We start from the raw sequence: 25,316 nt of genomic DNA on the forward strand, positions 1-25,316 counted from the left end.
GGGGCCGCGGCTCCGGCGTCGTGGCGGCGCCCGGCTCCGTTAAACTGGCGGGACTTGAGAACGGAGAGCAAGGACGGAATGACGGACGAGGAGTACATGAGGGAGGCCCTGGTGCAGGCACGGCTGGCGGCGACATGCGACGAGGTGCCGGTCGGCGCGATCGTGGTCTGCGATGGCGAGATCGTCGGCCGCGGTTTCAACCAGCCCATCGGCCGTCATGATCCGACGGCGCACGCCGAGGTGATGGCGCTGCGCGATGCGGCGGCACGCCTCGGCAATTATCGGCTGCCGGGTTGCGAGCTGTTCGTGACGCTGGAGCCCTGCGCGATGTGCTCGGGCGCGATCATGCACGCCCGCATTGGCCGGGTGGTGTTCGGTGCGCGCGATCCGAAGACCGGCGTGGCAGGCAGCGTGATCGACCTCTACGCGGAAGGCCGCCTCAACCACCATGCGCGGATCGAGGGCGGGGTGCTGGCCGAGGAGTGCGGCGGCTTGCTGTCCGGCTTCTTCGCTGCGCGGCGCGGACGGACCTCGGTGGCATGAGCATGCGCGTCCGCATCGCTATCGGCGCACAGACACTCACGCTGTTCGGCACGGACGGCGCGGCGATCCGCATCTATCCGGTATCGACCGCGCTGAACGGGCCCGGCGAGACCGAAGGCAGCAACTGCACGCCGCGCGGACGCCATCGCATCCGCGCGCTGATAGGACGGGGCATGCCGTGGGGGACGGTGTTTCGCGGCCGGCGACCGACCGGCGAGCGGTGGTCGGTCGAGATGGCGGCGGCCCAGCCGCAGCGCGACTGGATACTGTCGCGCATCCTGTGGTTGTGTGGCGAAGAGCCGGGTTTCAACCGCCTGGGCGCTGTCGATTCGATGCGTCGCTACATCTACATCCACGGCACCGGCGAGGACCAGCCGATGGGGCGTCCGCTCTCGCATGGTTGCGTGCGCATGCGCAACCGCGACGTCATCGAACTGTTCGAGCTGGTCGAAGCCGGCACCAAGGTGGAGATTTGCGAATGAGTCAGGAATACACGCTGGCCGTGCTCGACTGGGCGCGGGCTGCCGGTCTGGTGATGCCTTTGCGCGAACGGGTGTTCGTGGTGGAGCAGGGGGTGCCGGCAGAGCTGGAGCTCGATGAGTTCGATCCGGTTTGCCTGCACGCGGTGGTGCGCACGACCGACGGCGAAGTCATCGCCACCGGGCGTCTGTTACCCGATGGCCACGTGGGGCGGATGGCGGTCGATGCCGGCTGGCGCGGGCGCGGCATCGGCGGCGAGGTGCTGGAAGTGCTGGTCGAAGAAGCGCGTGGCCGCGGATTCGAGGTGGTGGAGCTCAATGCGCAGGTGGTCGCGATGCCCTTCTATGCCCGCCACGGGTTTACCGCATTCGGCGAGCGTTTCATGGAGGCCGGCATTCCTCATCGGGCGATGCGGCGGGTATTGCGCGCCTGAGCAGGTTCAGCCAGGCGTGCCGGTGTCCGCAGCTTCCGCGCGGAAGCGGTGGGTGACGACACCGAGCTCGTTGCCGTCCTCGTCCCAGGTCCACTCGCTGAAGCGGATTTGCCCGTCGTGGCCGGCGCTCAGGACGCTGGAGCTGCGTGTGCCGTAGCCCGGGGCGAGAATGAAGGCGGGCGAGAGCCAGCGTTCCCATTCCAGGCTGACTCCGGTGCGCGGCAGGTCTTCGTCCTCGGCCGGCGTGGTGTCGCGCAGCAGCTCGACGAAGTCGCCGTCCGCCGGCAGCTTGTCGAGCGCGGCGGCAAAGCGCGCACGGGCACGCTCGACCTTGGGCCAGGCCGAATCCAGCAGGTGGTTGGAGAGTCCGTAGATGCCGGGTGCCAGCATGCGCACCGCACCGGTGGTACTTTCGTGGATGCCCAGCTGGTGGCCGTCGCTGACGATGAGGTTGAAGGCGACGTAGTCCGCACTGCGGCTTGCGAGCGCGTTGAGCGTCGCGTGCGCATCGGCGTTGCTCTCCAGCGCCTCGCGCACCAGCGCGCCGCGCGAGGGCGCGTCACTGCGGCGCAGGCTTGGGTCGCGGTAGTTGGTCAGGGCGGCGAAGCGGCCGTTGCGGCTCACGCCCATCCAGGTGCCTCCGGCTTCCTGGTCGCGCCCGGCCAGCAGGTCGGGGCTATCCTGCCACCAGTGCAGGGGCAGGGCAGGGCGCGCGCGGAATTCGTCGCGATTGGCAGCGACCACCAGCGGATACGCCGGATGGGCCCGCCAGGCGAACAGGATCAGGCACATTCGACGAAGCGCTCGATGTGGCGGGCAGCGCCGTCCTCAATGTAGTCGCGGACGCCGGCCGCAGCCACTGCCGCTTCCAGCGCGGTTTCGAAGGCCACCGGGTCGGCGACGTCGACGTAGATTTCCATCCAGGTCGATTCCTCGTGCACCCGGGTCAGCAGGCGTCCGCGCACCCCGGTGAGCCGTTCGAGCTCGCTCTGCATGGCACGTATGCCCGCGTGGGCATCGTCGACGTCGAGGTCGGCCCTGACCCGGTAGTACACAAAGTACTGCATCGGACCGTCGGTATTGTCGGCGAGTGCGTTCATGGCAGGGCGTAAGGTAGGTCGAGCAGACGAACCAGCGGGCCAGCGGGGCCGCCGAGGTGGATTTCTCCGGCGTCGACACTGCTGCTCTGGAGTACGGCCAGCGCCTCGAAACCGCCATCGGCCGCGGGTGCTACGTTCACGAGCTTGCCGGCCGACTGGTCGCCGAACTCGGGCGCGTAGAGGTCGTCGCCCGGGCTCGGTGTCGCATCGGCGGCGAGTGCAATACGGTACATCCGCTTCTTCAGCTTGCCGAGGTATTGCGTGCGGGCGACGATCTCCTGGCCCGGATAGCAGCCCTTCTTGAAATTGACGCCGCCGATGAGGTCGTAGTTCAGCATCTGGGCAACGAATTCTTCCTGCGTCGGCGCGGTGATCAGCGGCACGCCGGCGCGGATCATGGCCAGTTGCCAGGCGGAGGTGCCGGCCTTGGCAGCCCCGGAGGCCTGCAGCGCGGCGAACACGCGCGGGGCTTCGGCTGCCTCGACGGCCAGTACGAAGGCCTGTTCGCCGATGCGGACGCTGCGCACGGCGCTATCGGCAGCCTGGGCCATGGTGGCCGCCGGCAGCGGCAGGCCGGCGCGTTGCAGCGTGCCGGCAGCGTCGGCGCCCGCGATGCCGAGCAGCACGCAGCTTTCGCTTGTATCGGCAAGCTTGACCTTGCTGCGCAGCACATACATCGACAGTTTCTTCAGCATGGCCGGCAGAATGTCCGCCGACATCACCAGCGCGTGGCCCTCGGCTTCCGGCCACAGCAGCATGCTGGCCAGCATCCGGCCCTTGGGGCTGTTGAAGCTGGTCCACTGCGCCGCGTCGGCGCCGAGCTTGGCGACGTCATTGGAGAAAAGGTTGTGCAGGAATGGTGTCGATTCGGGGCCGACGCTGCGGATCAGGCCGAGGTGCAGCAGCGGCACGACGACGGTGCCCTGTTCTGCCGCGGCGGCTTCGGTTCGGGCGTCCGCAAAACTCACGGACAGTGCGTCGAGCTTGGCGCCTTCCAGCGCGAGGTGATCAGTCCAGGCAGTCATGTCGTCTTCGGCACAATGATGGAGTTGGTGGAGGATGCGACGATGCGGCGGGCGCGTGCCCGCACAGGCTTGCTGGCGCGGCGGCGCTGTAATCAATGCAGTATTATAGGGCCCCGCAACCGGCCGGGTACGGCTCGGCGCCGCGTCGTCGAGATGTTCAAGCATGAAGCATGCCCCGTAAGCCGCAACAATGCCGGCCCGTCGGCGTGGGCGACCCGATGCCTTGCACCACTTCCTTCTAAGCATGAAACGTCTGTTTCTTCGTCTTTCTGCCGTTGTTGGCGTCCTGGCTGTCGTCCTTGCGGCTGGCGGCTGGTGGTACGCGTGGCAGCCGCTCAAGCTTGCAACGCCGGTAATCGACTTCACCGTCCAGCGCGGCTACACGATGCGGCAGGCCGCTGCGACGATAGTCCGCGCCGGCGTGCAGGTCCAGCCCGACCTGCTTTACTGGATTGCCCGCCTCAGTGGCAAGGCGGCGCTGATCAAGGCCGGCAGCTACGAGGTGCACAACGGAATCACGCCCTGGGGGCTGATCCTGAAGCTGTCCGCCGGCGACGTCTCCCAGGGCGAGGTGCTGTTCGTCGAAGGCTGGAATTTCCGTCAGGTGCGTGAGGCACTGGAGTCGCACCCCTATCTGCTGCGCGACACCGTCGGTTTGTCCGAGCAGGAGATCATGAGCCGCATCGGCGCTAGCGAAAGCCACCCCGAGGGCTTGTTCTTTCCAGATACCTATCTGTTCGACAAGCAGTCGAGCGCGCTTGCGGTATTGCGACGGGCTTACGGCGCGATGAAGGACAGGCTGGCCTTCGCCTGGGAAGCGCGCGATCCGAGCCTGCCGTTGGCGTCGCCCTACGAGTTGCTGATCCTCGCTTCCATCGTCGAGAAGGAGACGGGGCGTGCCGAGGATCGCGACCTGGTCGCTTCGGTGTTCACCAATCGCCTGCGGATCGGCATGCGGCTGCAGACGGATCCCACGGTGATCTACGGCCTGGGCGTCGGCTTCGATGGGCGTTTGCGGCGTCGCGACCTCGATACCGATCACCCCTGGAATACCTATACCCGGGTCGGCCTGCCGCCGACACCGATCGCCATTCCGGGGCGGGAGTCGCTGCAGGCGGCGATCAAGCCTGCCAAGACCGATTACCTCTATTTCGTGTCGCGCGGGGATGGCACCAGTGCCTTCTCGCGCACGCTGGAAGATCACAACCGCGCGGTCGACCGTTACCAGCGCAATGGAAAGGGAAGTTGAGCCAGATGCCCGAACGTGGTCGTTTCATAACTTTCGAGGGCATAGACGGCGCCGGCAAGAGCAGTCAGATCGCCGCCGTGGTCGCCTTGCTGCAGGCACGCGGCTGTGCCGTCGAGCAGTCGCGCGAGCCGGGCGGTACGCAGCTGGGTGAGCGTCTGCGCGAGCTCCTGCTGCACGAGCCGATGCATCTCGAGACCGAGGCGATGCTGATGTTCGCCGCGCGCCGGGAACATCTGGCCGCCCGCATCCTGCCGGCGCTCGACGCCGGCCGGTGGGTGGTGTGCGACCGTTTCTCCGATGCGACCTACGCCTATCAGGTCGGCGGGCGCGGCCTCGATCGCGCCAAGTTCGAAGCGCTCGAAGCCTGGGTGCATCCCGGCTTCCAGCCGGATCTCACCCTGGTGTTCGACCTGCCGCCGGCGGTGGCCGCCGCACGTGTGGTGGCGAGCGGCGCAGCGCCCGACCGCTTCGAGCGCGAGCAGCTCGACTTCTTCGAGCGGGTGCGGGCTGCCTATCTCGAACGTGCCGAGCAGGCGCCGCGACGTGTCCGGGTGATCGACGCCGACCGCCCGCCCGAAACCGTACGCGCCGAGATCGAAGGCCTCGTGCTGGAGCGCTGGTTCGCATGATCCATCCGTGGATGCAGGCGGAGTGGGCGCGGCTGGTCGCGCTCGGCGGGCGTCTGCCGCATGCCTTGCTTTTCATCGGTCCGGGCGGTCTGGGCAAGCGCGACCTGGCCGAGGCGCTGGCCGCACGTCTGCTGTGCGACGCGCCGCGTGCCGACGGCAACGCCTGTGGTCAGTGCGAGCCATGCCAGTGGCGCGTCTCCGGCAACCACCCGGATTTCTATCGCGTGATTCCCGCTGCCGATGCGGAGAAAGCGGAGAGCGCGGAGAAGTCAGAGGGCGCGGGCGAGGGTGGCGAGGGCGGCAGCACCAAGGCCAAGTCGGCACAGATCGTGATCGAGCAGATCCGCGACCTGCAGTCCGCGCTGGCCGTGACCGGGCACCACAGTGCGCGGCGCGTGGCGATCATCGATCCGGCCGAGGCGATGAACGTGTTCACCGCCAATGCGCTGTTGAAACTGCTGGAAGAGCCGCCGGAAGGTTGCACCTTCCTGCTGGTATCGTCGGCGCCGCGCCGGCTGCTGCCCACCATCCGCAGCCGCTGCCAGCAATGGGCGTTTTCCCGGCCGGATGCGGTGCAGCTGGCGCAGTGGCAGGCGCAGGCCGGCGGCACGGCTGGCGATCTGCTCGCGCTGGTGGGGGGCATGCCGCTCGCGGCCGAGCGGCTCGAGGAAGCCGGCGGTGCGGCCTTGTTCGAGCGTTTCGTGCGCGATCTCGCCCAGTTGCCCGGTGGCGACCCGCTGCGCCTGGCAGGGCAGTGGGAGACCTGGCTCAAATCCAAGGAGGCGATCGCCGTCGGTTTCGGCATCGTCCAGCTGATCGACTGGATGCAACGTTGGGTTGCCGACCTGGCTTCCCTGCGGCTTGGGGGGCGGGTGCGCTTCTTCCCGGCGCAGGAGGACGCCATGGCTGCGCTAAGCAGGCGCGTCAGCGTGGCCGCGATGACGAACTGCTACAATGAATTTGCCCAGATCCGCCGCGTTTCCCAGCACCCACTGAACATGCGCCTCGTCCTGGAGGACATGCTGCTGCGTTATGCGCGCGCACTCACCGGAGCCAAAGGATGAGCGAAGCTGCAAGGCCGCAGGTGGCACGCCCCAGCGTGCTGTCGCTGAACATCAATTCGAAGTCGGCGCTATATGCCGCTTACATGCCTTTTCTCACCCACGGCGGCATCTTCGTGCCGACGCCCAAGAGCTACAACCTGGGTGACGAGGTCTTCATGCTGCTCCAGCTGATGGACGATCCGACCAAACACCCGGTGGCCGGCTCGGTGATCTGGGTAACGCCGCAGGGCGCCCAGGGCGGCAAGACGCAAGGCATAGGCGTGCATTTTTCCGAGGACGAGTCGGGCAAGGCGCTGCGCCACCGCATCGAACAGGTCCTTGCCGGCCATCTCGGTTCCAACCGTCCCACCCACACGCTCTGAATACACGCTGCGCTGCCCGATGTTCGTCGATTCCCATTGCCATCTCGATTTTCCCGACCTGATCGCGCGCGAGGCAGAAGTACTCGACGCCATGGCGGCCAACCGGGTGCATCACGCCCTCTGCGTCAGCGTCAAACTGGAAGATTTCCCGCGGGTGCTGGCACTGGCCGAGCGCCACCCGGGGCTGTGGGCCTCAGTCGGCGTACATCCCGACAACGCCGACTGCGAGGAACCCGACGTCGAACGGCTGACCACCCTCGCGAATCACCCCAAGGTGGTGGCGATAGGCGAGACCGGGCTCGATTACTACTGGCACAAGGACGAACCGGAGTGGCAGCGCGCGCGCTTCCGGACCCACATCCGCGCCGCACGCGCCAGTGGCAAGCCGCTGATCGTCCATACCCGCAATGCCGCGGCCGATACCTTGCGGCTGATGCGTGAAGAGTCGGCGGGGGAGGCCGGCGGCGTGATGCACTGCTTCACCGAGAGCCGCGAGGTGGCCGAGGCCGCGCTGGAACTCGGTTTCCACATTTCGTTCTCGGGCATCGTCACCTTCCGCAACGCCGCGGCGCTCAAGGAAGTTGCGACGATGGTGCCACTCGACCGCCTGCTGATCGAGACCGATTCGCCCTATCTCGCACCCGTGCCGCATCGCGGTCGCACCAACGAGCCGGCCTGGGTGGTGCATGTCGCCGAAGAGATCGCCCGCCTGCGCGGCGAGACGCTCGAACGCATCGCCGAGGCGACCACCGACAACTTCTTCCGGCTGTTCCGCCATGCCCATGCCTGATTTTCCGCGTCGCGTACTGCTCGCCGGCCTCGTCGGCTTGAACCTCCTGCTTGCCAACGGCCCGGTGCTCGCCGGGAGTTACGAGGATGCGCTGAGCTCTGCACGGCTGGGCGATACCCGCCAACTGGTCGACCTGCTCGATCGCGGCATCGACGTCAATACGGTCGACGAGCAGGGCAATACGCTGCTCATCCTGGCCGCGCGCGAAGGCAACGCCGACACCGTCGAAGGCCTGCTCAAGTACCGGCCCTCGCTCGGCCAGCGCAATCTGGCGGGGGACAGTGCGCTGATGCTGGCCGTCCTGCGCGGGCACGACAAGGTGGCGGCGCAGTTGCTGGCAGCGGGGGCACCGGTGAACCAGGAGGGCTGGGCACCCTTGCACTACGCTGCGTTCGAGGGGCACCTGGACCTGGTCGAACGCCTGCTCGCGGCCGGTGCGTCAATCGATGCGCTGGCGCCGAATAAATCCACCGCACTGATGCTGGCAGCGCGCAATGGCCACATCGATGCCGTCCGTGCCCTGATCAGGGCCGGTGCCGACCTCGACCTGCGCAACGATGCCGGGCAGACGGCGGATTCCTGGGCGATGGCGAACAACAACACCGACATTGCCAGCCTGATCCGGCAGGAACGGGTGCGCCGTGGCGGCGAACTGCCCACCCTGCGCATCGAGATCCAGTAAGCGGCGGGCTGTCCTCAACCGGTGGCGATGATCCAGCCTTCGACCGGATCGAAGCTGTCGGGCAGGCCGTACCGGGGTGCTCCGGCGCGCAAGGCCCAGGCAGCCTGGATCAGGGCCAGCACGGCGTCCAGCAGATCGCCGCTGCCGTCGTCCACGAGCTGGCCGCGCAGCGTCTCATCCGCTTCGAGGATCAGGTCCAGGGGATGATCACCACTGCATAGCGCAGCCAGGATGGTGCCGCGGGCGGCCAGACGTTCCGGCGTCTGTTTGCGCCGTTCGTCGCTCTTGTACGAGGCGTTCGTGATCGTCCGCGCCAGCGCGCCCGGATAGGCTTCGATCGCAATCCGATCTGCCGCCCCAGCGTGCATGCCGGGAAGGGTGAGGCCTGCGTCGAGCAGGCGCGGCGCGCCTTCGAGGAACATCAAACCCACCGGCGGATTGACCAGCTTCAGCGGGCTGTGGGATTTCGCCGCGTGGTCGCTGGCACGATGGGCATAGCGCCGCCCTGGCGGGCGGCTTTCGCGGTAGGCGTCGAGCGCCCGCCGGAAGTCCGCGCGACCGAGTTGGCGGCAATGGCGCACCAAGGCCGGCCAGTCCTGCGGCCACCCCAGATCGGCGACCGCTTCGCGGGGCAGGCCGAAGGGGAAGTCGAAGGCGCCGAGCCAGGGGCCGCTCTCGCCGAGAAAGGCTTCGAAAGCCGGCCAGTCCGGACAGCTGCGCAGCGCCTCCAGCCGTACTCCGCCCGGTGTCGGTGTGCCGCGAGCGATGGTGATCGTCTTGGCGGCGCGTGGGGCGGAGGTGAAATCGACGCCGTAGAGGCGCCAGCCTCGCGGCACAGCCTGCATCGTCATCGCATGTCGCCTCAGGTGCTTTGGTCAAGCCTGTGGAACAGGCTGGCCGCGGTCAGCACCGTGTTCACATGGATGGTAACGGTGTCGTCGATATGGTGCGCGTAGCCGCCGGCCATCGCGACCGCCACCGGCACGCCACGCTGGTGGCAAGCCCCGAGTACCCGCCGGTCGCGGGCGGCGAGGCCGTCGGTGGTAAGTGCGAGACGGCCAAGCCGGTCGCCGACATAGGGGTCGGCCCCGGCAAGGTAGATCACCAGTTGCGGCTGGAAGCCGTCGAACACCTGTTTCAGTGCGCTGTCGAGCGCGGCCAGATAGGCCTCGTCGCCGGTGTCGTCGGCGAGTTCGATGTCGAGGTCGCTGACGGCCTTGCGGAAGGGGAAATTCTTGGCGCCGTGCAGGCTGCAGGTGAACACCCTGGGTTCGGCGGCGAGGATGGCGGCGGTGCCGTCACCCTGGTGCACATCGCAGTCGACCACGGCGACCCGTTCGACACGCGCTTCGGTCAGCATGGCGAGGGCTGCGATCGCGGCATCGTTGAAGACGCAGAAGCCAGAGCCGAACGCGCGGTGGGCATGGTGGGTGCCGCCGGCAAGATTGACGCCACAGCCCTCGGCCAGCGCGCTGCGGCATGCGGCCAGGGTGGCGCCGGCCGAGCGTCGCGAGCGTTCGACCATGGCGGCCGACCATGGAAAGCCGATACGGCGCACTTCGTCGTGGGCCAGTTCACCGTCGGCGACGCGGCGGATGTAGGCGCTATCGTGTGCGCGTGACAGTTCGGCATCCGTCGCGGCGGCCGGTACGCGGAAGTCGTCGTCGGAGAAAGTGCCGCTGGCGGCCAGGCGTTCGCGCAGGCGGGCGTATTTTTCCATTGGAAAGCGGTGCCCGGCTGGCAGCGGCAGTACGAAGTGGTCCGCGTAGTAGAGCTTCAAGCTTGCCGCTGTGTCAGTGCTGCGCTTGCCGGATCATTCGATCAGCGGGGCGACGATGGCATCGCGGTCGCCATAGACGGCGGCGAGTTCGCCTTCCGGCACCATGGTGACGGCGATCTTGGGTTCATGGTCGCCGCCGCCGAGCAGAACGCCGCGCAGCGGCGAAACATCGGCGAAGTCGCGCCCCCAGCCGATGGTGACGTGCTCCAGTGCCGGCAGCAAGGCATTGGTCGGGTCGAAATCGACCCAGCCGTACACCGGGCAATACACCGCGATCCAGGCGTGGGTCGCGTCGGCGCCGATCAGGCGCGGTTTGCCGGCCGGCGGTCTGGTCAGCAGATAGCCGCTGACGTAGCGTGCGGGCAGCCCGAGCGAGCGCAGACAGGACAGCATGAAGTGGGCAAAGTCCTGGCAGACGCCACGGCGCTTTTCGAACACCTCGGTCACCGGGGTGGATACGTCGGTGGCCTCGGGGTCGAAGGTAAATTCGTCGAAGATGCGCTGCATCAATCCCTTCACCGCCAGCAGCATCGGCGTGCCCGGCTCGAAGTCGGCTGCGGCGAAATCGGCGAAGTCGCGCTTGACCCGCACATGGGTCGATTCGAACAGGTAGCCGGTGGCTTCGAGTTCGGCCGGCGGTACGTTACGGCCGGCCCGATAGGCGAGGCCGTTGCGCACTTCTTCCCAGGGCGGCGAATCGGACAGGGACAGCGCCGGCCGTGGCGTCAGCCCGACCCAGCTTTCGGCACGGATGAAGAGTTCCTCGTGGTCGCGCTCGAAGTGCAGGGACTGCACCGGATTGCCGAAGCCGTCGCGGAAGTGTTGCTTGCGCGAGGGTTCGGGATGGATCTCGATACGGTGCGACAGGCAGTGCTGCCAGGGCAGGTCACGCGGCGTCAGGCGCAGCAGTTGACGCGACTCCCCCACCGGCTGGTCGTAGGCGTACAGCGTGTCGTGGCGGATGTGATAGCGCACTGCGAAGTCACTCACTGGAGCTACCTCCTGGCGCAACGCGACGACCCTCCTGTCGCTGCGCGACATCGTCCCCGGGGGAGGGTGCGCCGCCCCCTTCGGGCGGCCGGGCGGCGGCGCTCATGCGACCCTCCGCAGGTGCATCGGGCGCACGGTGTGGGTGAAAAAGCGGCGATGCACTTCGTCGGACAGGTTGCCGGAGGCCTCGAGGGCCTCGTTCAGCAGGGTGCGGAGCGTGCCGATGGCGAGTTCGCAGTCGTCGGCTTCGAAGCGGGTAAGGTCGAAGTCTTCCAGGCGGCGGGCGAGCGGGTCGATCATCAAGGACGGATAGGGGTGGCCGAGTTCACGTGCGGTGCGCGCCAGGTAGCGTTGAAGGATCTCGACCTGGAAGCCGACCGCGTGCGGGTTGGCGGTATCGAACACCAGCAGGTGCACCACCGGCAGCAGTTCCGGCACGCGGCGGTAGCGCGCGCGGTAGGTGACGATGGAGTTGGCAACCTCCAGCATCCATTCGAACATGCGTTCGCGGATCTCGGGCGGTGCCTCCAGCGGTACCGAGATCAGGCCTGCCAGACCGGCGAGGCGTTCGATGCGGCGGCCGAGGATGAGGAAACGCCAGCCTTCGTCGCGCGTCATGTCGTCCATCGCGAAACCGGCCAGCGCAATACAGGACTGCATCACCCGGTCCAGCGCCGACAGCGCCTGGTCGGTGGTCAGCACCGGCTCGGAGAGTTGCTGTTCCAGGCGGTTGAGCGCGTGCCAGTTGTCGGACGACAGGCGCTCGCGCACCTGGCTGGCGGCAAAGGCCAGTGCGCGCAGGTTGGCGGCTACCGAGCCGGGCTGGGTGAAGTCGGTGAGGGCTGCGACGAGTTCGGTTTCGAGCGGCGGTCGCTCGTCGTCATCGTCCTCGTCGTCCAGCGGCGACAGGACGCCGAGGCGGCGGGCTGCAAGAACAAGGCCGGCGAGGCTCTGTTCGGTTTCAGGGTCTGTGCTGGCAACCCGGGTGAGGGCCGCGCGCAGCAGGCGGGCGCTGGCTTCGCAACGCTCGGCGTAGCGTCCCATCCAGAAGAGGTTTTCACCCACCCGCGAGGGAATGTCGGAGCCCCCGCAGACGAGGTCGATCACGCCGAGGCGGCGCTTGAGCAGCGAGGTCCGTACCACCGGCGCTTCCGCGCGGACCCAAACGTCCTTCGACAGGCCGCCGCGCTGCATGGAGATGACTTCCATCGCGGCGCGCGGCGCGACGCGGCCGAGCGCGCCCGGCATGACGGCATAGCCTTCCGGTGTCGCGGTCGCGAACACGCGCACGCCCACCGAGCGGGGTGTCAGACGCTGGTTCCACACCGGTACCTGCGACAACCGCACCCATTCCTGGGCGACATAGGCGTGGGGTTGCGCGACGATGCTCGCGATCATGCGCTTGCGCGCGTCGCCCTTGAGCTGGTGGCCGAATACGGCTTCCATGCGCATGCTGGCGAAAGCGGGCTTGATCACGAGTTCGTCCAGGTGTTCGAGCACGTACTCGAGCGCCGGCGGTTCGCCGCACCACCAGCTCGCGACCGAGGGCATTGCCATCGGTTCGCCGAGCAGGCGCTGGCAGATCGCTGGCAGGAAACCGAAGATGGCGCCGGATTCGAGTACGCCGCTACCGATGGCGTTGGCCATCAGCACCCGTCCGGCGCGGATCGCACCGAGCAGGCCGGGAATGCCGAGGGCCGAATCGGCGCGCAGTTCGAGCGGGTCGCAGAAATCGTCGTCGAGCCGGCGCAGGATCGCGTGTACGCGGCGCAGGCCCCGCAGCGTCTTCAGGTAGACGGTGTCGTCGCGAACGGTGAGATCCTGGCCCTCGACCAGCGGAAAGCCGAGGTAGCGGGCGAGGAAGGCGTGTTCGAAGTAGGTCTCGTTGTACGGCCCCGGCGTGAGCAGCACGGTGAGCGGCACGTCGCCGTCGGCCGGCGCCATGCGCGCAAGGCTGTCCTGCATCGCGCGGAAGAAGCCCGCCAGCGGCTGCACGTGGAGCTCACGGAAGGCGTCCGGAAAGGCGCGCGACACGATGATGCGGTTCTGCAGCGCGTAGCCTGCACCCGAGGGCCCCTGGGTGCGGTCGGCGATGACCCAGAAACGACCGTCCGGAGCGCGCGCGAGATCGGCCGCGTAACTGAAGAGCCACACCTTGCCAGGCGGCAAGGTGCCGCGCGCAGGCCACTTGAAACCGTGCTGGCCGAATACCAGCGCTGGCGGCAGCAGGCCCTCGGCGAGCAATGTCTGCGGGCCGTAGAGATCGGCCAGAATGGCGTTGAGCAGGCGCGCGCGCTGCGAGATGGCGCTGGAAATCCCGTGCCACTCCTCCGGGCTGACCAGCAGCGGCAGCATGTCGAGTTCCCAGGGGCGCTTGGTGCCCTTGGGGTCGGCATAGACGTTGTACGTGACACCGTCGGACTCGATCGCGTCGCGCACGAAATCGGCACGGCGTTTCAAGGCGTCTTCGGGCGCGTGCTCGAGGCGTTCGGCGAAGGCCTGCCAGTGCGGCCGGGTTTCGCCGCGCGTGGCGAGCATCTCGTCGTAGCGGTCCGCGATGAGCGGATAGGTGTCGAGGAGACCTGCGGACATGATCGCTAGCAAATCGCGCCGCGCTCGCAGGGCGAGCGCGGCGCGCGGGTTAGTGTTGACGCAAGTCTAGCGTGAATGGGAACTCCGGGTTGATGCGGGCTTCCCCGATGTCCATCCGTCCGGGCGTATGACCCATGCGGAAGTAGCGCGCCATGCGGCGGCTTTCGGCCTCGAACGCGTTAACCGGGAAGGTGTCGTAGTTGCGCCCGCCGGGGTGGGCCACATGGTACTGGCAGCCGCCCAGGCTGCGCTGGTTCCAGGTGTCGACGATATCGAAGGTAAGCGGGCCGTCGGTGCCTATGGTCGGATGCAGGCAGGATGCCGGCTGCCAGGCGCGGTAGCGCACGCCAGCGACGGATTCGCCCACCGTGCCGGTCGGCTGCAGCGGCACGGGCACACCGTTGCAGGTCACCGTGTAGCGGTCCGGCGCGGCGCCGTTGAGCTTGACCTGGATGCGTTCGATAGAGGAATCCACGTAGCGTACCGTGGTGCCGACCGCACCTTCCTCGCCCATGACGTGCCAGGGTTCGAGGGCGGCGCGCAGTTCGAGTTGCATGCCCTTGACGGCGAAATCGCCATATTTCGGGAAACGGAACTCGAGGTGCGGCGCGAACCACTCAGCCTTCACCGGGTAGCCGTCGGCCTGCAGGTCGGTCATGACGTCGTTGAAGTCCTGCCAGACGAAATGCGGCAGCAGGAAGCGGTCGTGCAGTTCCGTTCCCCAGCGCACCAGCTTGGGCGGCGTGTAGGGGTCTTTCCAGAAGCGGGCGACCAGGGTGCGCAGCAGCAGTTGCTGGGTGAGGCTCATGCGGGCATGCGGCGGCATTTCGAATGCGCGCATTTCGAGCAGGCCGAGGCGGCCGGTGGGGCCGTCCGGCGAGTAGAGCTTGTCGATGCAGAATTCGGCGCGGTGGGTGTTGCCGCTGACGTCGATCAGCAGGTTGCGCAGCAGGCGGTCGACCATCCAGGGCGGGCAGCCGTTGTCGCTCTGCTTGATGATCCGGTCCATCTCGCGGAAGGCGAGCTCGATCTCGGGTACCGAGTCGTTGCGTGCCTCGTCGATGCGCGGTGCCTGGGAGGTCGGGCCGATGAAGAGGCCGGAGAACAGGTAGGACAGGCTGGGATGGTTATGCCAGTAGCTGATCAGGCTGCGCAGCAGGTCGGGGCGCCGCAGGAAGGGCGAATCGGCCGGTGTCTCGCCGCCGAGCACGAAGTGGTTGCCGCCGCCGGTGCCGGTATGGCGGCCGTCGAGCATGAACTTCTCGGTGGTCAGCCGCGAGTAGTGTGCGGATTCGTAGAGGTGGGTGGTCTGGTCCACCAGTTGGTCCCAGTTCGAGGCGGGGTGGATGTTCACCTCGATCACGCCCGGGTCTGGCGTGATGCGGAAATGCGACAGGCGCGGATCGCGCGGCGGCTCGTAGCCTTCCAGCATGACCCGCTGGTTGAGGCTTTCGGCCGTGGCTTCGATTGCCGCGGTGATCTCGAGGTAGTCTTCCAGCGTGGCGACCGGCGGCATGAACACGTAGAGCGTACCGTTGCGGGCTTCTGCGCACATGGCAGTGCGGGTGATCCATCCGGCCGACTGCTTGGCCTGGGGCTTGCGGTCGGTGGTCTCCGCCTGGCTGCCGGGCTTTCCATTGCCGTCCTTGCCGCCGCGGCCGCCACCGGCCAGCAGGCCAGGGTCGCCGCCGGCCGACGGATACAGCGCCGAGGTCAGCCCGCTGGCCGGGCCGAATTGCTGGCGGATCGCCGCATGCGTCGGCAGCGGCCGGAAGTTGTCGAAGGGGTCGGGCTGGTGGATCCAGGGATATTCGCCCGGTGTGGTCCACGGCTGGGAATCCAGCGGCAGCCGGTAACCCAGCGGCGAATCGCCCGGGATCAGGTAGCAGCGCTCGCTGCGCAGGAACCACGGCCCGGTCTGCCAGGCGCCGCTTGCGGGATTGCGCGCGATCGGCAGGATGTGGCCGGCGACCTTGGTCAGGCCCTGCGTATAGACCTTCATCAGCCGCTCGCGCTCGAGCGCATCGTCCAGGCGTGAATCGAAGGGATCGACGTTGGCCGGCAGGCGACGTTCGCGCCACAGGTAATAGAAGACGTCTTCGTAGGCCGGGAAGACGTACTGGGCGTCCAGCCCGAGGCGGTCGGCCAGGCTGCGCAGGAAGCGGCCGGCGATGATGTCGGTGGCGCCATCCGGGCGGCTTTCGTCGGCGATCAGTTCGCGGCGCGCCCACATCGGTTCGCCGTCCTTGCGCCAATAGCAGTTGAGCGACCAGCGCGGAAGTTGCTCGCCCGGATACCACTTGCCCTGACCGTAGTGGACCAGGCCCTGCGGCCCGTACTTGGCGGCGAGACGATCGTAGAGGTCGGCGGCGAGCCGCTTCTTGTTCGGCCCCATCGCGGTGGTGTTCCATTCGGCGCCGTCGGGGTCGTCGACCGATACGAAGGTCGGTTCGCCACCCTGGGTGAGACGGACGTCGTGCTCGGTCAGCTCGCCGTCGATGGCGTGGCCGAGCAGTTCGATCTCGCTCCACTGCTCTTCGGTGTAGGGTTTGGTGACGCGCGGCGCCTCCCAGATGCGGGTGACCTTCATCGCGTGCTCGAACTCGACCTCGCACTTGTCGAGCGCGCCGGTGAGCGGGGCGGCGGAGTATGGATCGGGCGTGCAGGCGAGCGGGATGTGGCCCTCGCCGGCGAAGAGGCCGGAGGTGGGGTCGAGGCCGATCCAGCCTGCACCCGGCAGGTAGACCTCGCACCAGGCGTGCAGGTCGGTGAAGTCGGCCTCGGGGCCGGAGGGGCCGTCGAGCGATTTGACGTCCGGCGTGAGCTGGATCAGGTAGCCCGACACGAAGCGCGCAGCCAAACCGAGGTGGCGCAGCAGCTGCACCAGCAGCCAGGCCGAATCGCGGCAGGAACCGGAACGCTTTTCCAGCGTCTCTTCAGGGGTCTGGACCCCCGGCTCCAGCCGGATGGTGTAGTCGATGTGGCGGTAGAGCTCGGCGTTGAGGTCGACCAGGAAGTTGACGCTCTGCTTCTGTTCGCGGTCGATGCTGCCGACGTATTCGGCGAACTTCGGTGTCAGCGGCAGCTTCTTGAAATAGGGCGCGAGTTCGTCGCGCTGCCAGGATTCGTACTCGAAGGGGATGTGCTCCGCATGCGGCTCGAGGAAGAAGTCGAACGGATTGATGACCGCCATCTCGGCGACGAGGTCTACTTCGATGCGCATCTGGGTGGTCTTCTCGGGGAAGACCACGCGGGCAAGGTAATTGGATTGCGGATCCTGCTGCCAGTTGATGAAGTGGGTGTCGGGCAGGATGCGCAGCGAGTACGAAAGAATGCGGGTACGGCTATGTGGCGCCGGCCGCAACCGGATCACCTGCGGACCGAGGTTGATCGGGCGGTCGTACTTGTAGGTGGTGACGTGAGAGAGCGCCACATGGATGGACATGGAAGTCTTCCTTGTTCGAGCAGATTGGATAATGCACAGCAAGTCTTGCGCCAAGCCACTCTGCCCGGATTGTCGGGATCAAGACGGCATGGGCGCACTGTAATCGGGCGCGCCCTGTTTTGGGGCGCACCGTTTTTGTTCAATATTCCCGCCGTTTGGCGGGCGGACAGCGTCTTGTCTCCTGTACTACACTGGTTTGCCCCGAAAGCCGGCTTGCCGGCCTGTCCGTCATTCGCCCGCCCTATCTACACCCCGGTGCCAACATGAGCGTCATCGATATCGTCCGCCCGCGTCTTTACAAATTGACGGCCATCCGGCGGGACATCCATGCCCATCCGGAACTCGCGTTCGCCGAGCATCGTACCGCGGACCTCGTCGCCCGCCATCTCGAGTCCCTGGGGCTGGAGGTCCATCGTGGGTTGGGCGGCACCGGCGTGGTCGGCGTGCTGCGCGGCGGTCGCGGCCTGCGTGCGGTCGGCCTGCGCGCCGACATGGATGCACTGCCCATCACCGAGCGCAACACCTTCGCCCACCGCTCTACCACCGATGGCTGCATGCATGCCTGTGGCCATGATGGCCATACCACCATGCTGCTCGGCGCGGCCGAAGTGCTGGCTGCGAATCCCGATTTCGACGGCATCGTCTATTTCCTCTTCCAACCGGCGGAGGAAGGCGAAGGCGGCGCGCTGGCGATGATCGAGGACGGCCTGTTCGAGCGCTTCCCGATGGAGGCCGTATTCGGCATGCACAACTGGCCGGGGCTTCCGGCGGGCAGCTTCGCCGTCCACGCCGGGCCGGTGATGGCCAGCGCCGACCGTTTCGACATCACCGTGCTCGGCCATGGCGCCCATGCGGCCATGCCGCACCTCGGCGCCGATCCGGTAACGGCCGCCGCTGCGCTGGTGCAGGCGGTGCAGACCATCGTGTCGCGCAATCTCGACCCGGCCGACTCGGCGGTGGTCTCGGTCACCCAGTTCCATGCGGGCGAAGCCTACAACGTGATTCCGGACCGCGCCGAGCTGTCCGGCACGGTCCGCGCATTTTCGGCGACGGTGCAGGATGCGGTGGAGGCGAGGCTGCGCACGCTGTGCGACGGCATCGCGGCCGGATTCGGGGTGAAGGTGGACTTTGCCTACCGGCGCGGTTACCCGCCGACCATCAACACCGCGCCCGAGGCCGCGGTCTGCGTCGAGGTCGCGCGCAGCCTGGTCGGCGACGCCGCAGTCGACACCGCCGCTCGGCCGAGCATGGGCGCCGAGGATTTCGCCTATTTCCTTCAGCGAAAGCCGGGCGCCTACGTGTGGATAGGCAACGGGCCGGGCGAGGGTGGTTGCACCCTGCACAACCCGCATTACGACTTCAACGACGACATCCTGCCGGCGGGCGTAGCCTACTGGGTAGAACTCGTCCGCCACCTTCTGCCGGCAGCCCGCTGAACGATGATCACCCTGCGCCTTGCCTTCCGCATGATGCTGCGCGACCTGCGCGCCGGAGAACTCCATTTGCTCGGGCTGGCGATCATCGTCGCGGTGGCGAGTCTCACCAGCGTCGGCTTCCTGGCAGATCGCGTCGGCCGCGGCCTGGACCGCGAGGCCAACCAGTTGCTCGGCGGCGACCTGTTGCTGCGCGCCGATCGTCCCTGGCCGGAACGCTTTGCCGACGAGGCGCGGCAGCGCGGGCTGGGCACTGTCACCACCGTGCTTTTCACCAGCATGGCGAGCACGCCGGCAGCTGCCCAGCTGGCCGGCGTCAAGGTAGTCGAACCGGGTTATCCGCTGCGCGGCAGCGTGCGCATTGCGCCAGCTCCGAACGCGGCGGATGCGGTCGCCGGCCGGGTGCCCGCGCCGGGCGAGGTGTGGCTGGACGAGCGCCTGTTCGCCGATCTGGGGGTGAAGGTTGGCGACAAGGTCGGGCTCGGGCTGGTGGAGTTTCGCGTCGGTGGCATGGTGAGCTTCGAATCCGACCGTGGCGCCAATTTCTTCAGCCTGCTGCCACGGGCGATGTTCAATGCCGCGGACCTGCCCGCCACCGGGCTGCTGGCTGCCGGCAGCCGTGCCAGCTGGCTGTTGCACATCGCGGGTACGCAAGAGGCGGTAGCCGACTACGAAAAATGGGCCAGGACGCAGCTGGGTCGTGGCCAGCGCGTGGAGACCATCGAAAATGCGCGGCCGGAAGTGCGCGAGGCGCTCGATCGCGCGCAGCGCTTCCTGCGGCTTGCGGCGCTGCTGGCCGTGATCCTGGCCGCAGTGGCGGTGGGCCTGTCGGCGCGGCGCTTCATGCGTCGCCATCTCGATGCCTGTGCGGTGATGCGCTGCCTGGGCGCACGCCAGCGTCAGGTGCTGGGGGTGGTGACCGGGGAATTCCTCGTCTTCGGCCTGATCGCCGCACTGCTGGGCAGCCTGCTCGGCTGGGTGACGCAATGGGCCTTGGCCGATGGCGTGCAGGCCTTTCTCGCCAGCGATTTGCCTGCGCCTTCGCTGCTGCCGCTGGCGCACGGCCTGGCGGTCGGTATGGCCCTGCTGGTGGGTTTCGTGCTGCCGCAGCTGCTGCGTCTGGGCAAGGTGTCGACCTTGCGGGTGCTGCGGCGCGAGTTCGATGTCGCCGAACCCGCCAGCAGCATCGCCTGGGTGCTGGGCGCTGCGGCACTGCTCGCGCTGGTGTTCTGGATTGCCGCCGATCTCCGCCTGGGTTTGTTCGTCGCGCTCGGTTTCGTCCTCGCGCTGGGGCTTTTTGCCCTGATGGCATGGTGGAGTCTCGGCCTCGTGACCCGCCTGAAGGGGCAGGGCAGCCTGCGCGGCGGTGGCTGGCGCTACGGCATCGCGGCGCTCGGGCGGCGCATGGGCGGCAGCGTCATCCAGGTAACGGCGCTTGGTCTGGGCATGACTGCCTTGCTGCTGCTTACCCTGATCCGCGCCGACCTGCTCGACAGCTGGCGGCGCATGGCGCCGGCCGATGCCCCCAACCGTTTCATCATCAACATCCAGCCCGATCAACGAGAGGGCATCGCCGCCCGCTTTGCCGGGGCCGGGCTGCCGGTGCCGCAGATCCAGCCGATGATCCGGGCGCGGCTCGTGGCGATCAACGACAAGCCGGTCAATGGTGCAGATTATGCGGACGAGCGGACCCGCCGCCTAGCTGAACGCGAGTTCAATCTTTCCTACGACACGGCGCTGCCGGCGGGCAACGCGGTGGCCGAGGGGCGCTGGCACGGCACCGACACCACGCCGCAGCTGTCGGTCGAAAAGGGCCTTGCCGAAACCTTTGGGCTCGCCGTCGGCGACTGGGTGCGATTCGAGATCGCGGGCCGTATGGTGGACGGGCCGATCACCAGCGTACGTGCCTTGTCGTGGGACTCGATGCGGGTGAACTTCTTCTTCATCGGCTCGGCGGGCTGGCTGGAAGCCTATCCGGCCAGCCTCATCACCAGTTTCCATCTGCCCGCGGCACGGCACGACTTCACCACCGCGCTGGTCAATGCCTACCCCAATCTCTCGGTGATCGACGTCGCGGCGGTGCTGGCCCAGGTGCAGGCGATGACCGACCGGCTGATCGTGATCGTGCAGTTCGTGTTTGGCTTTGCGTTGTTCGCAGGCCTGGTGGTGCTTTACGCCGCGCTGCAGTCCACCCACGACGAACGCGAATACGAACTGGCGATGCTGCGCACGCTGGGGGCGCGCAACCGGCAGGTGCGCCAGGCCCTGCTGGCCGAATTCCTGGTACTCGGCGGACTCGCCGGGGTGCTCGCCGGCATCGGCGCCAGTGCCATCGGCTGGGCCTTGGCGCACTACGTCTTCAAGATGAACTACCTGCCGGGTTTCGCGCCCTTGCTCCTGGCGGCGCTGCTCGGCGGTGCCGGGGTGGTGTTGGGCGGTTGGCTGGGCACCCGTGGGCTCCTGCGGCGTCCGCCGCTGGCCAGCCTGCGGGCCCTGGCCTGAACGAGCCAGCTCAGCCGCCGATGTAGGACATCTCGATCTTGCGTGCCTTGACGGTGGCAGCAGTGCGGATTTCGGAATAATGGTCATCGCGCCGCTGCCAGACGTGGGCGATGGCAGCGTCGATCCGGGTGTCGTCGGCACCTTCGCGGAGGAGGCTGCGCAGGTCGTGTCCCTGTTGTGCGAAGAGGCAGGTGTAGAGCTTGCCTTCGGTCGATAGCCGGATGCGGGTGCAGGTGCCGCAAAAGGCCTGGGTCACGGAAGAGATCACGCCGATCTCGCCGGCACCGTCCTTGTAGCGCCAGCGCTCGGCAACCTCCCCTTCGTAGTTGGGATCGATGGCTTCGAGCGGAAACAGTCGGTCGATGCGGGCGACGACCTCGCGCGAGGGCAACACCTCGTCCATCTTCCAGCCGTTGCTGGAGCCCACATCCATGAACTCGATGAAACGCAGGATATGGCCGCTGCCGCGGAAATGGCGGGCCATGGCCTCGATGTCCTGGTCGTTGGTACCGCGCTTGACCACCATGTTCACCTTGATGGCGTCGAAGCCCGCGGCCTGCGCCGCGGCGATGCCTTCGAGGACGCGCTCGACCGGATAGTCTGCATCGTTCATGCGGCGGAAGGTGGCGTCGTCGAGTGCGTCCAGGCTGACGGTGACGCGATGCAGCCCCGCCGCACGCAGTCGCGCAGCGAGCTTGGGTAACAATACGCCGTTGGTGGTGAGCGTCAGTTCCACGCAATCGAGCGTCGCCAGCATTTCGACCAGGCGTTCGATGTCCTTGCGCAGCAGGGGTTCACCGCCGGTGATGCGGATCTTGCGCACGCCGCGGGCGACGAAAAGCCGGGCGACGCGCAGGATTTCCTCGAAGCTGAGCAATTGCGTGCGCGGCAGGAAAGGGTAATCCTTGTCGAAGATTTCGCGCGGCATGCAGTATACACAGCGGAAATTGCAGCGATCGGTAACCGAGATGCGCAGGTCGCGCACATTGCGGCCGCGCGTGTCCGCGAGTGGCAGGCCGGCGGCCGGCGCCGGCGGAAACTCCGCGGTCGCCACAGGGGTGGCGCGGATGGGGATGACCTTCATCGTGTGGGGCTGCCGTATTCGTTTGAAGCATTATCGGCATGGTCGGCCGGACCATGCCTTGTCTGCGATCAAGTTGCGGATGTCGCACTCGTTTGATCCGATTATCGGTAGAGCGTTGCGGCGAGGCAAGGCCGTCGGCACCGGCGAATTTTCCGCAACGAACGTGAAGCCAATCACAGCTGTCGGGCTACGCATCGGCAAAATCGAAACGGGGCGGAACACTGGATGGAAGTCGGAGACTAACGGAACAGAGTGTTCTGAAAGATAAGAAGAAATTATGGAGACGCGAATCATGTCCATATCACGAAAGACCGATGCGGAAGCCCTGTTTCAACGCTTTCCGCACCTTCGCGCCATTGACGAGGAATGGGGTACGCGTGGCTGTCGGATGCGGCTGATGAAGCTGATGAACGATACCCGGGGCGGCAGTCGGGCGGGTTTTCCGGCGGAGCATGCGCGGACCATCATGCTGCTGCTGCTCGAACACGACCGGCTCTATCCGCAGTATGAGGAAGACGCCGCATTGCCGATGTGGGGCGAGGATCACCTGCGGCGCTACGGGCGCTGAAGGCCTGTACCGGGCTTGCCCGCCGGGACGCTTGCGGTAAAGATGTCGGGGAGCAGGGGCCGAACGCGCCTGCTCCCCGATTCATTTTCGGCTTCCGGAGAAGAACACATAATGGCCGACGCCACACCCCTGTCCGCTGACCTGCTGCGGACGCGCTGCAATCCCGATCAATTCGATTTCGATACCACCGAAACCCTGGAAGGCCACGCCGGCGACCTTGGCCAGACACGCGCCATGGAAGCGCTGCGCTTCGGCCTTTCCATAGGGCATTCGGATTATCACGTCTTCGTCCTCGGCGAGGCCGGCAGCGGCAAGCACGCCACCACTTTCCGCCTGCTGCGCGAACGCGCCGCAACCGAGCCGGTGCCGCCGGACCTGTGCTATCTCCACAACTTTGACGAAACCCTCCGTCCCCGTCTGCTGACGCTGCCTGCTGGTCGGGGGGCCGCCTTGCGTACCGACATGCAGGTCTTCATCCGCGAACTGGGGCCGGCGATCGACGCAGCACTCGGCCACGAAACTCACACCGAGCGCATCGAGGCGTTGCAGAACTCCCACAAGGCGCGTGAAGAGGCTGCGCTGCGCGAACTCGGCGAAGGTTGTGCCGCAGAGGGTATTTCCCTGCTGCAGACCCAGGACGGCTTCGTGTTTGCCCCGTCGCGCGACGGCGAGGCCTTGTCGCCGGAAGCCTTCGAGGCCTTGCCCGAGACCGAGCGTGAAGCGATAGAGGCGCGTGTCGAGGCCTGGAGCGACAAGCTGGAGGCGCTGCTCAACGAATTTCCTGGCTGGCGCAAGGCCCTGCGTGAATCCATCGTCCGCGCGGAGCATGAGGTGCTTTCGCCGGCCATCGCCCACCTGATGCGCGAGATGCGCGAGCGCCATGTCGATCTGCCAGAAGTGCTGCGCTTCTTCGATGCGGTTGCGCGCGATGTGCTGGACAGCGCAGCCAACAGCGTGCTGTTCGAGGAGGAAGAGGACGAAACGACCGATACCGAGGAAAACGCCCGTTTCAGCCGTTACCAGGTGAAGCTGCTGGTCGATCACGCAGCCTCGCAGGGGGCTCCGATCGTGTTCGAGAACAATCCGGGCTACGGCAACCTCATCGGTCGTATCGAGCACCTGATGCAGCAGGGCGTGCAGGTCAGTCACTTCAACCTGATCCGAGCCGGCGCGCTGCACCGCGCGAATGGCGGCTATCTGGTGGTCGATGCAGAGCGTTTGCTGACCCAGCCCTTCGCCTGGGAAGGACTCAAGCGCAGCCTGCGCTCGGGCGAGATCCGTATCGAGCCGCCGGCGGAGGCGCAGGGCTGGAGCGGCTCGCTGACGCTGGAGCCAGAGGCGGTGCCTTGTGCGCTCAAGGTCGTGATGATAGGTGACCGCGACATCTACTACATGCTGATGGAGCACGATCCGGACTTTGCCGAACTCTTCAAGGTGGCGGCGGATTTCGACGATGACCTGCCCCGCACGCCGGAGAACGAGTTCCAGTATGCCCGGCTGCTGGCGATGCTGGCGCGAGGCGCCAACCTGCTGCCGCTGGATCGCGGTGCGGTGGCCCGCCTGGTGGAGGAGGGTGCTCGCTTCGCCGAGGATGCAGGGCGCTTGTCCTTGCAGACGCGCAGCTTGGCCGATCTGATGCGCGAGGCAGACCACTTTGCCCGCGAGGCCGCCTGCGACCGTGTCGGCCGCGAGCAGGTGGAGGCCGCGCTTGCCGCCCGCGTCCGTCGCAGCGGGCGTTACCCCGAGCGGGTACGGCAGTCCATGCTCGAGGGCACCACGCTGATCAGCACCACCGGCGCGCGTGCCGGGCAGATCAATGGTCTGGTGGTGATCGAGCTTGCCGGCGAGCGCTTTGGCCATCCGGTGCGGATTTCCGCCACGGTGCGGCTGGGCGAGGGCGATGTGGTCGACATCGAACGCGAGGCCGATCTGGGTGGTGCGATCCACTCCAAGGGCGTGCTGATCCTGTCGGCCTTCCTGGCAGCGCGCTATGCGCGTCATCAGCCACTGTCGCTGTCGGCCAGCCTTGTATTCGAGCAATCCTATGCGCCGGTGGAAGGCGATTCGGCCTCGCTTGCCGAACTCTGCGCGTTGCTGTCGGCGCTGACGCAGCTGCCCATCGAACAGCGTCTGGCGATCACCGGGTCGGTGAACCAGTTCGGTGAAGTGCAGGTCATCGGCGGCGTAAACGAAAAAATCGAAGGCTACTTCGACCTGTGCGCAGCGCGCGGTCTGGACGGCAGTCACGGGGTGGTGATTCCGGCGGCGAGTGTGCGCCATCTGATGCTGCGTGAGGACGTGGTCGATGCGGCGAGGGCGGGGCGCTTCCATATCTACCCGGTCAACACCGTGGACGAGGCGATGACGGTGCTTACCGGCGTGCCGGCCGGCGAGCCGGATGCCAAGGGGGCAATGCCACGTGGTTCGCTCAACTACAAGGTGGCGGCCGTGTTGGCCGACATGACGGCGGCGCGTCACGCCTTTGCCGACGGCGAGCCGGCTTCGCGGCGCAAGCGGCGGCGCACGCATTGAGTTGCTGCATCGGCCTGCGCGGCGCTTGCGCCG

At 67.1% G+C, this 25,316-nt stretch carries 22 protein-coding genes; 13 read left to right on the forward strand and 9 right to left on the reverse strand.

The genetic code is table 11. The features are described from left to right. Positions 1–78: 78 nt before the first annotated feature. Genes tadA through CJ010_RS09850 form a run of 3 tightly spaced genes read left to right on the forward strand, consistent with a single transcriptional unit; the run spans position 79 to position 1,456 of the window. Positions 79–543, forward strand: a complete 465-nt coding sequence (gene tadA / locus CJ010_RS09840; protein WP_141017873.1) for a tRNA adenosine(34) deaminase TadA — start codon at positions 79–81, stop codon at positions 541–543. A gap of 2 nt (positions 544–545) precedes the next feature. Beyond that, positions 546–1,025 (forward strand): L,D-transpeptidase, encoded by a 480-nt coding sequence (locus CJ010_RS09845; protein WP_141020644.1) that lies wholly within the window; start codon positions 546–548, stop codon positions 1,023–1,025. Beyond that, positions 1,022–1,456 carry a GNAT family N-acetyltransferase gene (locus tag CJ010_RS09850; RefSeq protein ID WP_141017874.1) on the forward strand — a complete coding sequence of 145 codons (435 nt, stop codon included), beginning with the start codon at positions 1,022–1,024 and terminating at the stop codon, positions 1,454–1,456. The genes CJ010_RS09845 and CJ010_RS09850 overlap by 4 nt, the downstream gene beginning before the upstream one ends. Before the next feature lie 6 nt (positions 1,457–1,462). Here CJ010_RS09850 and CJ010_RS09855 read toward each other — a convergent pair whose 3' ends face one another. Genes CJ010_RS09855 through CJ010_RS09865 form a run of 3 tightly spaced genes read right to left on the reverse strand, consistent with a single transcriptional unit; the run spans position 1,463 to position 3,581 of the window. Further along, positions 1,463–2,248: an NRDE family protein gene (locus tag CJ010_RS09855; RefSeq protein ID WP_141017875.1), complete on the reverse strand. Its 786-nt coding sequence runs from the start codon at positions 2,246–2,248 to the stop codon at positions 1,463–1,465. Further along, a complete protein-coding gene (locus tag CJ010_RS09860) occupies positions 2,239–2,556 on the reverse strand; it encodes a DUF4936 family protein (protein ID WP_141017876.1) in 318 nt (105 codons plus the stop codon). Before CJ010_RS09860 ends, CJ010_RS09855 begins: the two co-directional genes overlap by 10 nt. Further along, a complete protein-coding gene (locus tag CJ010_RS09865) occupies positions 2,553–3,581 on the reverse strand; it encodes a folate-binding protein YgfZ (protein ID WP_141017877.1) in 1,029 nt (342 codons plus the stop codon). The genes CJ010_RS09860 and CJ010_RS09865 overlap by 4 nt, the downstream gene beginning before the upstream one ends. Positions 3,582–3,825: 244 nt before the next feature. Here CJ010_RS09865 and mltG point away from each other — a divergent pair, with 244 nt between their 5' ends. Genes mltG through CJ010_RS09895 form a run of 6 tightly spaced genes read left to right on the forward strand, consistent with a single transcriptional unit; the run spans position 3,826 to position 8,357 of the window. Continuing rightward, positions 3,826–4,830 (forward strand): endolytic transglycosylase MltG, encoded by a 1,005-nt coding sequence (gene mltG, locus CJ010_RS09870; RefSeq protein WP_141017878.1) that lies wholly within the window; start codon positions 3,826–3,828, stop codon positions 4,828–4,830. Between the two features lie 5 nt (positions 4,831–4,835). After that, the gene (gene tmk, locus CJ010_RS09875; protein ID WP_141020645.1) at positions 4,836–5,459 is read left to right on the forward strand and encodes a dTMP kinase; all 624 of its coding nucleotides are present in this window, start codon (positions 4,836–4,838) and stop codon (positions 5,457–5,459) included. Next, complete coding sequence (holB, locus tag CJ010_RS09880; protein WP_141017879.1) at positions 5,456–6,523, forward strand: DNA polymerase III subunit delta'; 1,068 nt, start codon at positions 5,456–5,458, stop codon at positions 6,521–6,523. Before tmk ends, holB begins: the two co-directional genes overlap by 4 nt. Next, complete coding sequence (locus CJ010_RS09885) at positions 6,520–6,885, forward strand: PilZ domain-containing protein (RefSeq protein WP_141017880.1); 366 nt, start codon at positions 6,520–6,522, stop codon at positions 6,883–6,885. Before holB ends, CJ010_RS09885 begins: the two co-directional genes overlap by 4 nt. A gap of 19 nt (positions 6,886–6,904) precedes the next feature. Further along, positions 6,905–7,675: a TatD family hydrolase gene (locus CJ010_RS09890; protein ID WP_141017881.1), complete on the forward strand. Its 771-nt coding sequence runs from the start codon at positions 6,905–6,907 to the stop codon at positions 7,673–7,675. After that, a complete protein-coding gene (locus tag CJ010_RS09895) occupies positions 7,662–8,357 on the forward strand; it encodes an ankyrin repeat domain-containing protein (protein WP_141017882.1) in 696 nt (231 codons plus the stop codon). Before CJ010_RS09890 ends, CJ010_RS09895 begins: the two co-directional genes overlap by 14 nt. 14 nt (positions 8,358–8,371) lie before the next feature. Here the strand turns inward: CJ010_RS09895 and CJ010_RS09900 are convergent, their stop codons facing one another. The 5 genes from CJ010_RS09900 to CJ010_RS09920 all read right to left on the reverse strand — a co-directional run bounded on the left by CJ010_RS09900 (position 8,372) and on the right by CJ010_RS09920 (position 17,164). Then, positions 8,372–9,208 (reverse strand): DUF429 domain-containing protein, encoded by an 837-nt coding sequence (locus CJ010_RS09900; RefSeq protein ID WP_141017883.1) that lies wholly within the window; start codon positions 9,206–9,208, stop codon positions 8,372–8,374. Positions 9,209–9,219: 11 nt separating this feature from the next. Then, positions 9,220–10,137, reverse strand: a complete 918-nt coding sequence (locus CJ010_RS09905; protein ID WP_141017884.1) for a histone deacetylase — start codon at positions 10,135–10,137, stop codon at positions 9,220–9,222. 33 nt (positions 10,138–10,170) lie between these two features. Next, complete coding sequence (locus CJ010_RS09910; protein WP_240794547.1) at positions 10,171–11,127, reverse strand: transglutaminase family protein; 957 nt, start codon at positions 11,125–11,127, stop codon at positions 10,171–10,173. Between the two features lie 102 nt (positions 11,128–11,229). Next, a complete protein-coding gene (locus CJ010_RS09915) occupies positions 11,230–13,719 on the reverse strand; it encodes a circularly permuted type 2 ATP-grasp protein (protein WP_141017886.1) in 2,490 nt (829 codons plus the stop codon). A 49-nt stretch (positions 13,720–13,768) separates the two neighbouring features. Beyond that, positions 13,769–17,164, reverse strand: a complete 3,396-nt coding sequence (locus CJ010_RS09920) for a DUF2126 domain-containing protein (RefSeq protein WP_141017887.1) — start codon at positions 17,162–17,164, stop codon at positions 13,769–13,771. Positions 17,165–17,427: 263 nt separating this feature from the next. Between CJ010_RS09920 and CJ010_RS09925 the strand changes: the two genes are divergently transcribed. Together CJ010_RS09925 and CJ010_RS09930 are read left to right on the forward strand one after the other, a co-directional pair. Continuing rightward, a complete protein-coding gene (locus tag CJ010_RS09925) occupies positions 17,428–18,600 on the forward strand; it encodes a M20 aminoacylase family protein (RefSeq protein WP_141017888.1) in 1,173 nt (390 codons plus the stop codon). Between the two features lie 3 nt (positions 18,601–18,603). Next, positions 18,604–21,099: an ABC transporter permease gene (locus CJ010_RS09930; protein ID WP_141017889.1), complete on the forward strand. Its 2,496-nt coding sequence runs from the start codon at positions 18,604–18,606 to the stop codon at positions 21,097–21,099. 10 nt (positions 21,100–21,109) lie between these two features. Here CJ010_RS09930 and moaA read toward each other — a convergent pair whose 3' ends face one another. Further along, the gene (gene moaA, locus CJ010_RS09935) at positions 21,110–22,183 is read right to left on the reverse strand and encodes a GTP 3',8-cyclase MoaA (protein WP_141017890.1); all 1,074 of its coding nucleotides are present in this window, start codon (positions 22,181–22,183) and stop codon (positions 21,110–21,112) included. Positions 22,184–22,475: 292 nt separating this feature from the next. On the opposite strand from moaA, the gene CJ010_RS09940 reads away from it, so the two are divergent. Further along, on the forward strand, positions 22,476–22,751 hold the full coding sequence (locus tag CJ010_RS09940) for a hypothetical protein (protein ID WP_240794548.1): 276 nt from the start codon (positions 22,476–22,478) through the stop codon (positions 22,749–22,751). Between the two features lie 111 nt (positions 22,752–22,862). Then, on the forward strand, positions 22,863–25,283 hold the full coding sequence (locus tag CJ010_RS09945) for a Lon protease family protein (RefSeq protein WP_141017892.1): 2,421 nt from the start codon (positions 22,863–22,865) through the stop codon (positions 25,281–25,283). Positions 25,284–25,316 lie beyond the last annotated feature (33 nt).

Origin of the sequence: Azoarcus sp. DD4 (assembly GCF_006496635.1) — a bacterium.
Classification (GTDB): domain Bacteria; phylum Pseudomonadota; class Gammaproteobacteria; order Burkholderiales; family Rhodocyclaceae; genus Azoarcus.

Coding starts and splice junctions, on each gene's coding strand:
- CJ010_RS09885 (WP_141017880.1), top strand. CDS start 6,520: ATGAGCGAAGCTGCAAGGCCGCAGGTGGCACGCCCCAGCGTGCTGTCG.
- CJ010_RS09860 (WP_141017876.1), bottom strand. CDS start 2,556: ATGAACGCACTCGCCGACAATACCGACGGTCCGATGCAGTACTTTGTG.
- CJ010_RS09855 (WP_141017875.1), bottom strand. CDS start 2,248: ATGTGCCTGATCCTGTTCGCCTGGCGGGCCCATCCGGCGTATCCGCTG.
- CJ010_RS09865 (WP_141017877.1), bottom strand. CDS start 3,581: ATGACTGCCTGGACTGATCACCTCGCGCTGGAAGGCGCCAAGCTCGAC.
- CJ010_RS09945 (WP_141017892.1), top strand. CDS start 22,863: ATGGCCGACGCCACACCCCTGTCCGCTGACCTGCTGCGGACGCGCTGC.
- CJ010_RS09850 (WP_141017874.1), top strand. CDS start 1,022: ATGAGTCAGGAATACACGCTGGCCGTGCTCGACTGGGCGCGGGCTGCC.
- CJ010_RS09890 (WP_141017881.1), top strand. CDS start 6,905: ATGTTCGTCGATTCCCATTGCCATCTCGATTTTCCCGACCTGATCGCG.
- tadA (WP_141017873.1), top strand. CDS start 79: ATGACGGACGAGGAGTACATGAGGGAGGCCCTGGTGCAGGCACGGCTG.
- CJ010_RS09930 (WP_141017889.1), top strand. CDS start 18,604: ATGATCACCCTGCGCCTTGCCTTCCGCATGATGCTGCGCGACCTGCGC.
- CJ010_RS09925 (WP_141017888.1), top strand. CDS start 17,428: ATGAGCGTCATCGATATCGTCCGCCCGCGTCTTTACAAATTGACGGCC.
- CJ010_RS09900 (WP_141017883.1), bottom strand. CDS start 9,208: ATGACGATGCAGGCTGTGCCGCGAGGCTGGCGCCTCTACGGCGTCGAT.
- CJ010_RS09845 (WP_141020644.1), top strand. CDS start 546: ATGCGCGTCCGCATCGCTATCGGCGCACAGACACTCACGCTGTTCGGC.
- CJ010_RS09915 (WP_141017886.1), bottom strand. CDS start 13,719: ATGTCCGCAGGTCTCCTCGACACCTATCCGCTCATCGCGGACCGCTAC.
- CJ010_RS09895 (WP_141017882.1), top strand. CDS start 7,662: ATGCCCATGCCTGATTTTCCGCGTCGCGTACTGCTCGCCGGCCTCGTC.
- holB (WP_141017879.1), top strand. CDS start 5,456: ATGATCCATCCGTGGATGCAGGCGGAGTGGGCGCGGCTGGTCGCGCTC.
- CJ010_RS09920 (WP_141017887.1), bottom strand. CDS start 17,164: ATGTCCATCCATGTGGCGCTCTCTCACGTCACCACCTACAAGTACGAC.
- moaA (WP_141017890.1), bottom strand. CDS start 22,183: ATGAAGGTCATCCCCATCCGCGCCACCCCTGTGGCGACCGCGGAGTTT.
- mltG (WP_141017878.1), top strand. CDS start 3,826: ATGAAACGTCTGTTTCTTCGTCTTTCTGCCGTTGTTGGCGTCCTGGCT.
- CJ010_RS09940 (WP_240794548.1), top strand. CDS start 22,476: ATGTCCATATCACGAAAGACCGATGCGGAAGCCCTGTTTCAACGCTTT.
- tmk (WP_141020645.1), top strand. CDS start 4,836: ATGCCCGAACGTGGTCGTTTCATAACTTTCGAGGGCATAGACGGCGCC.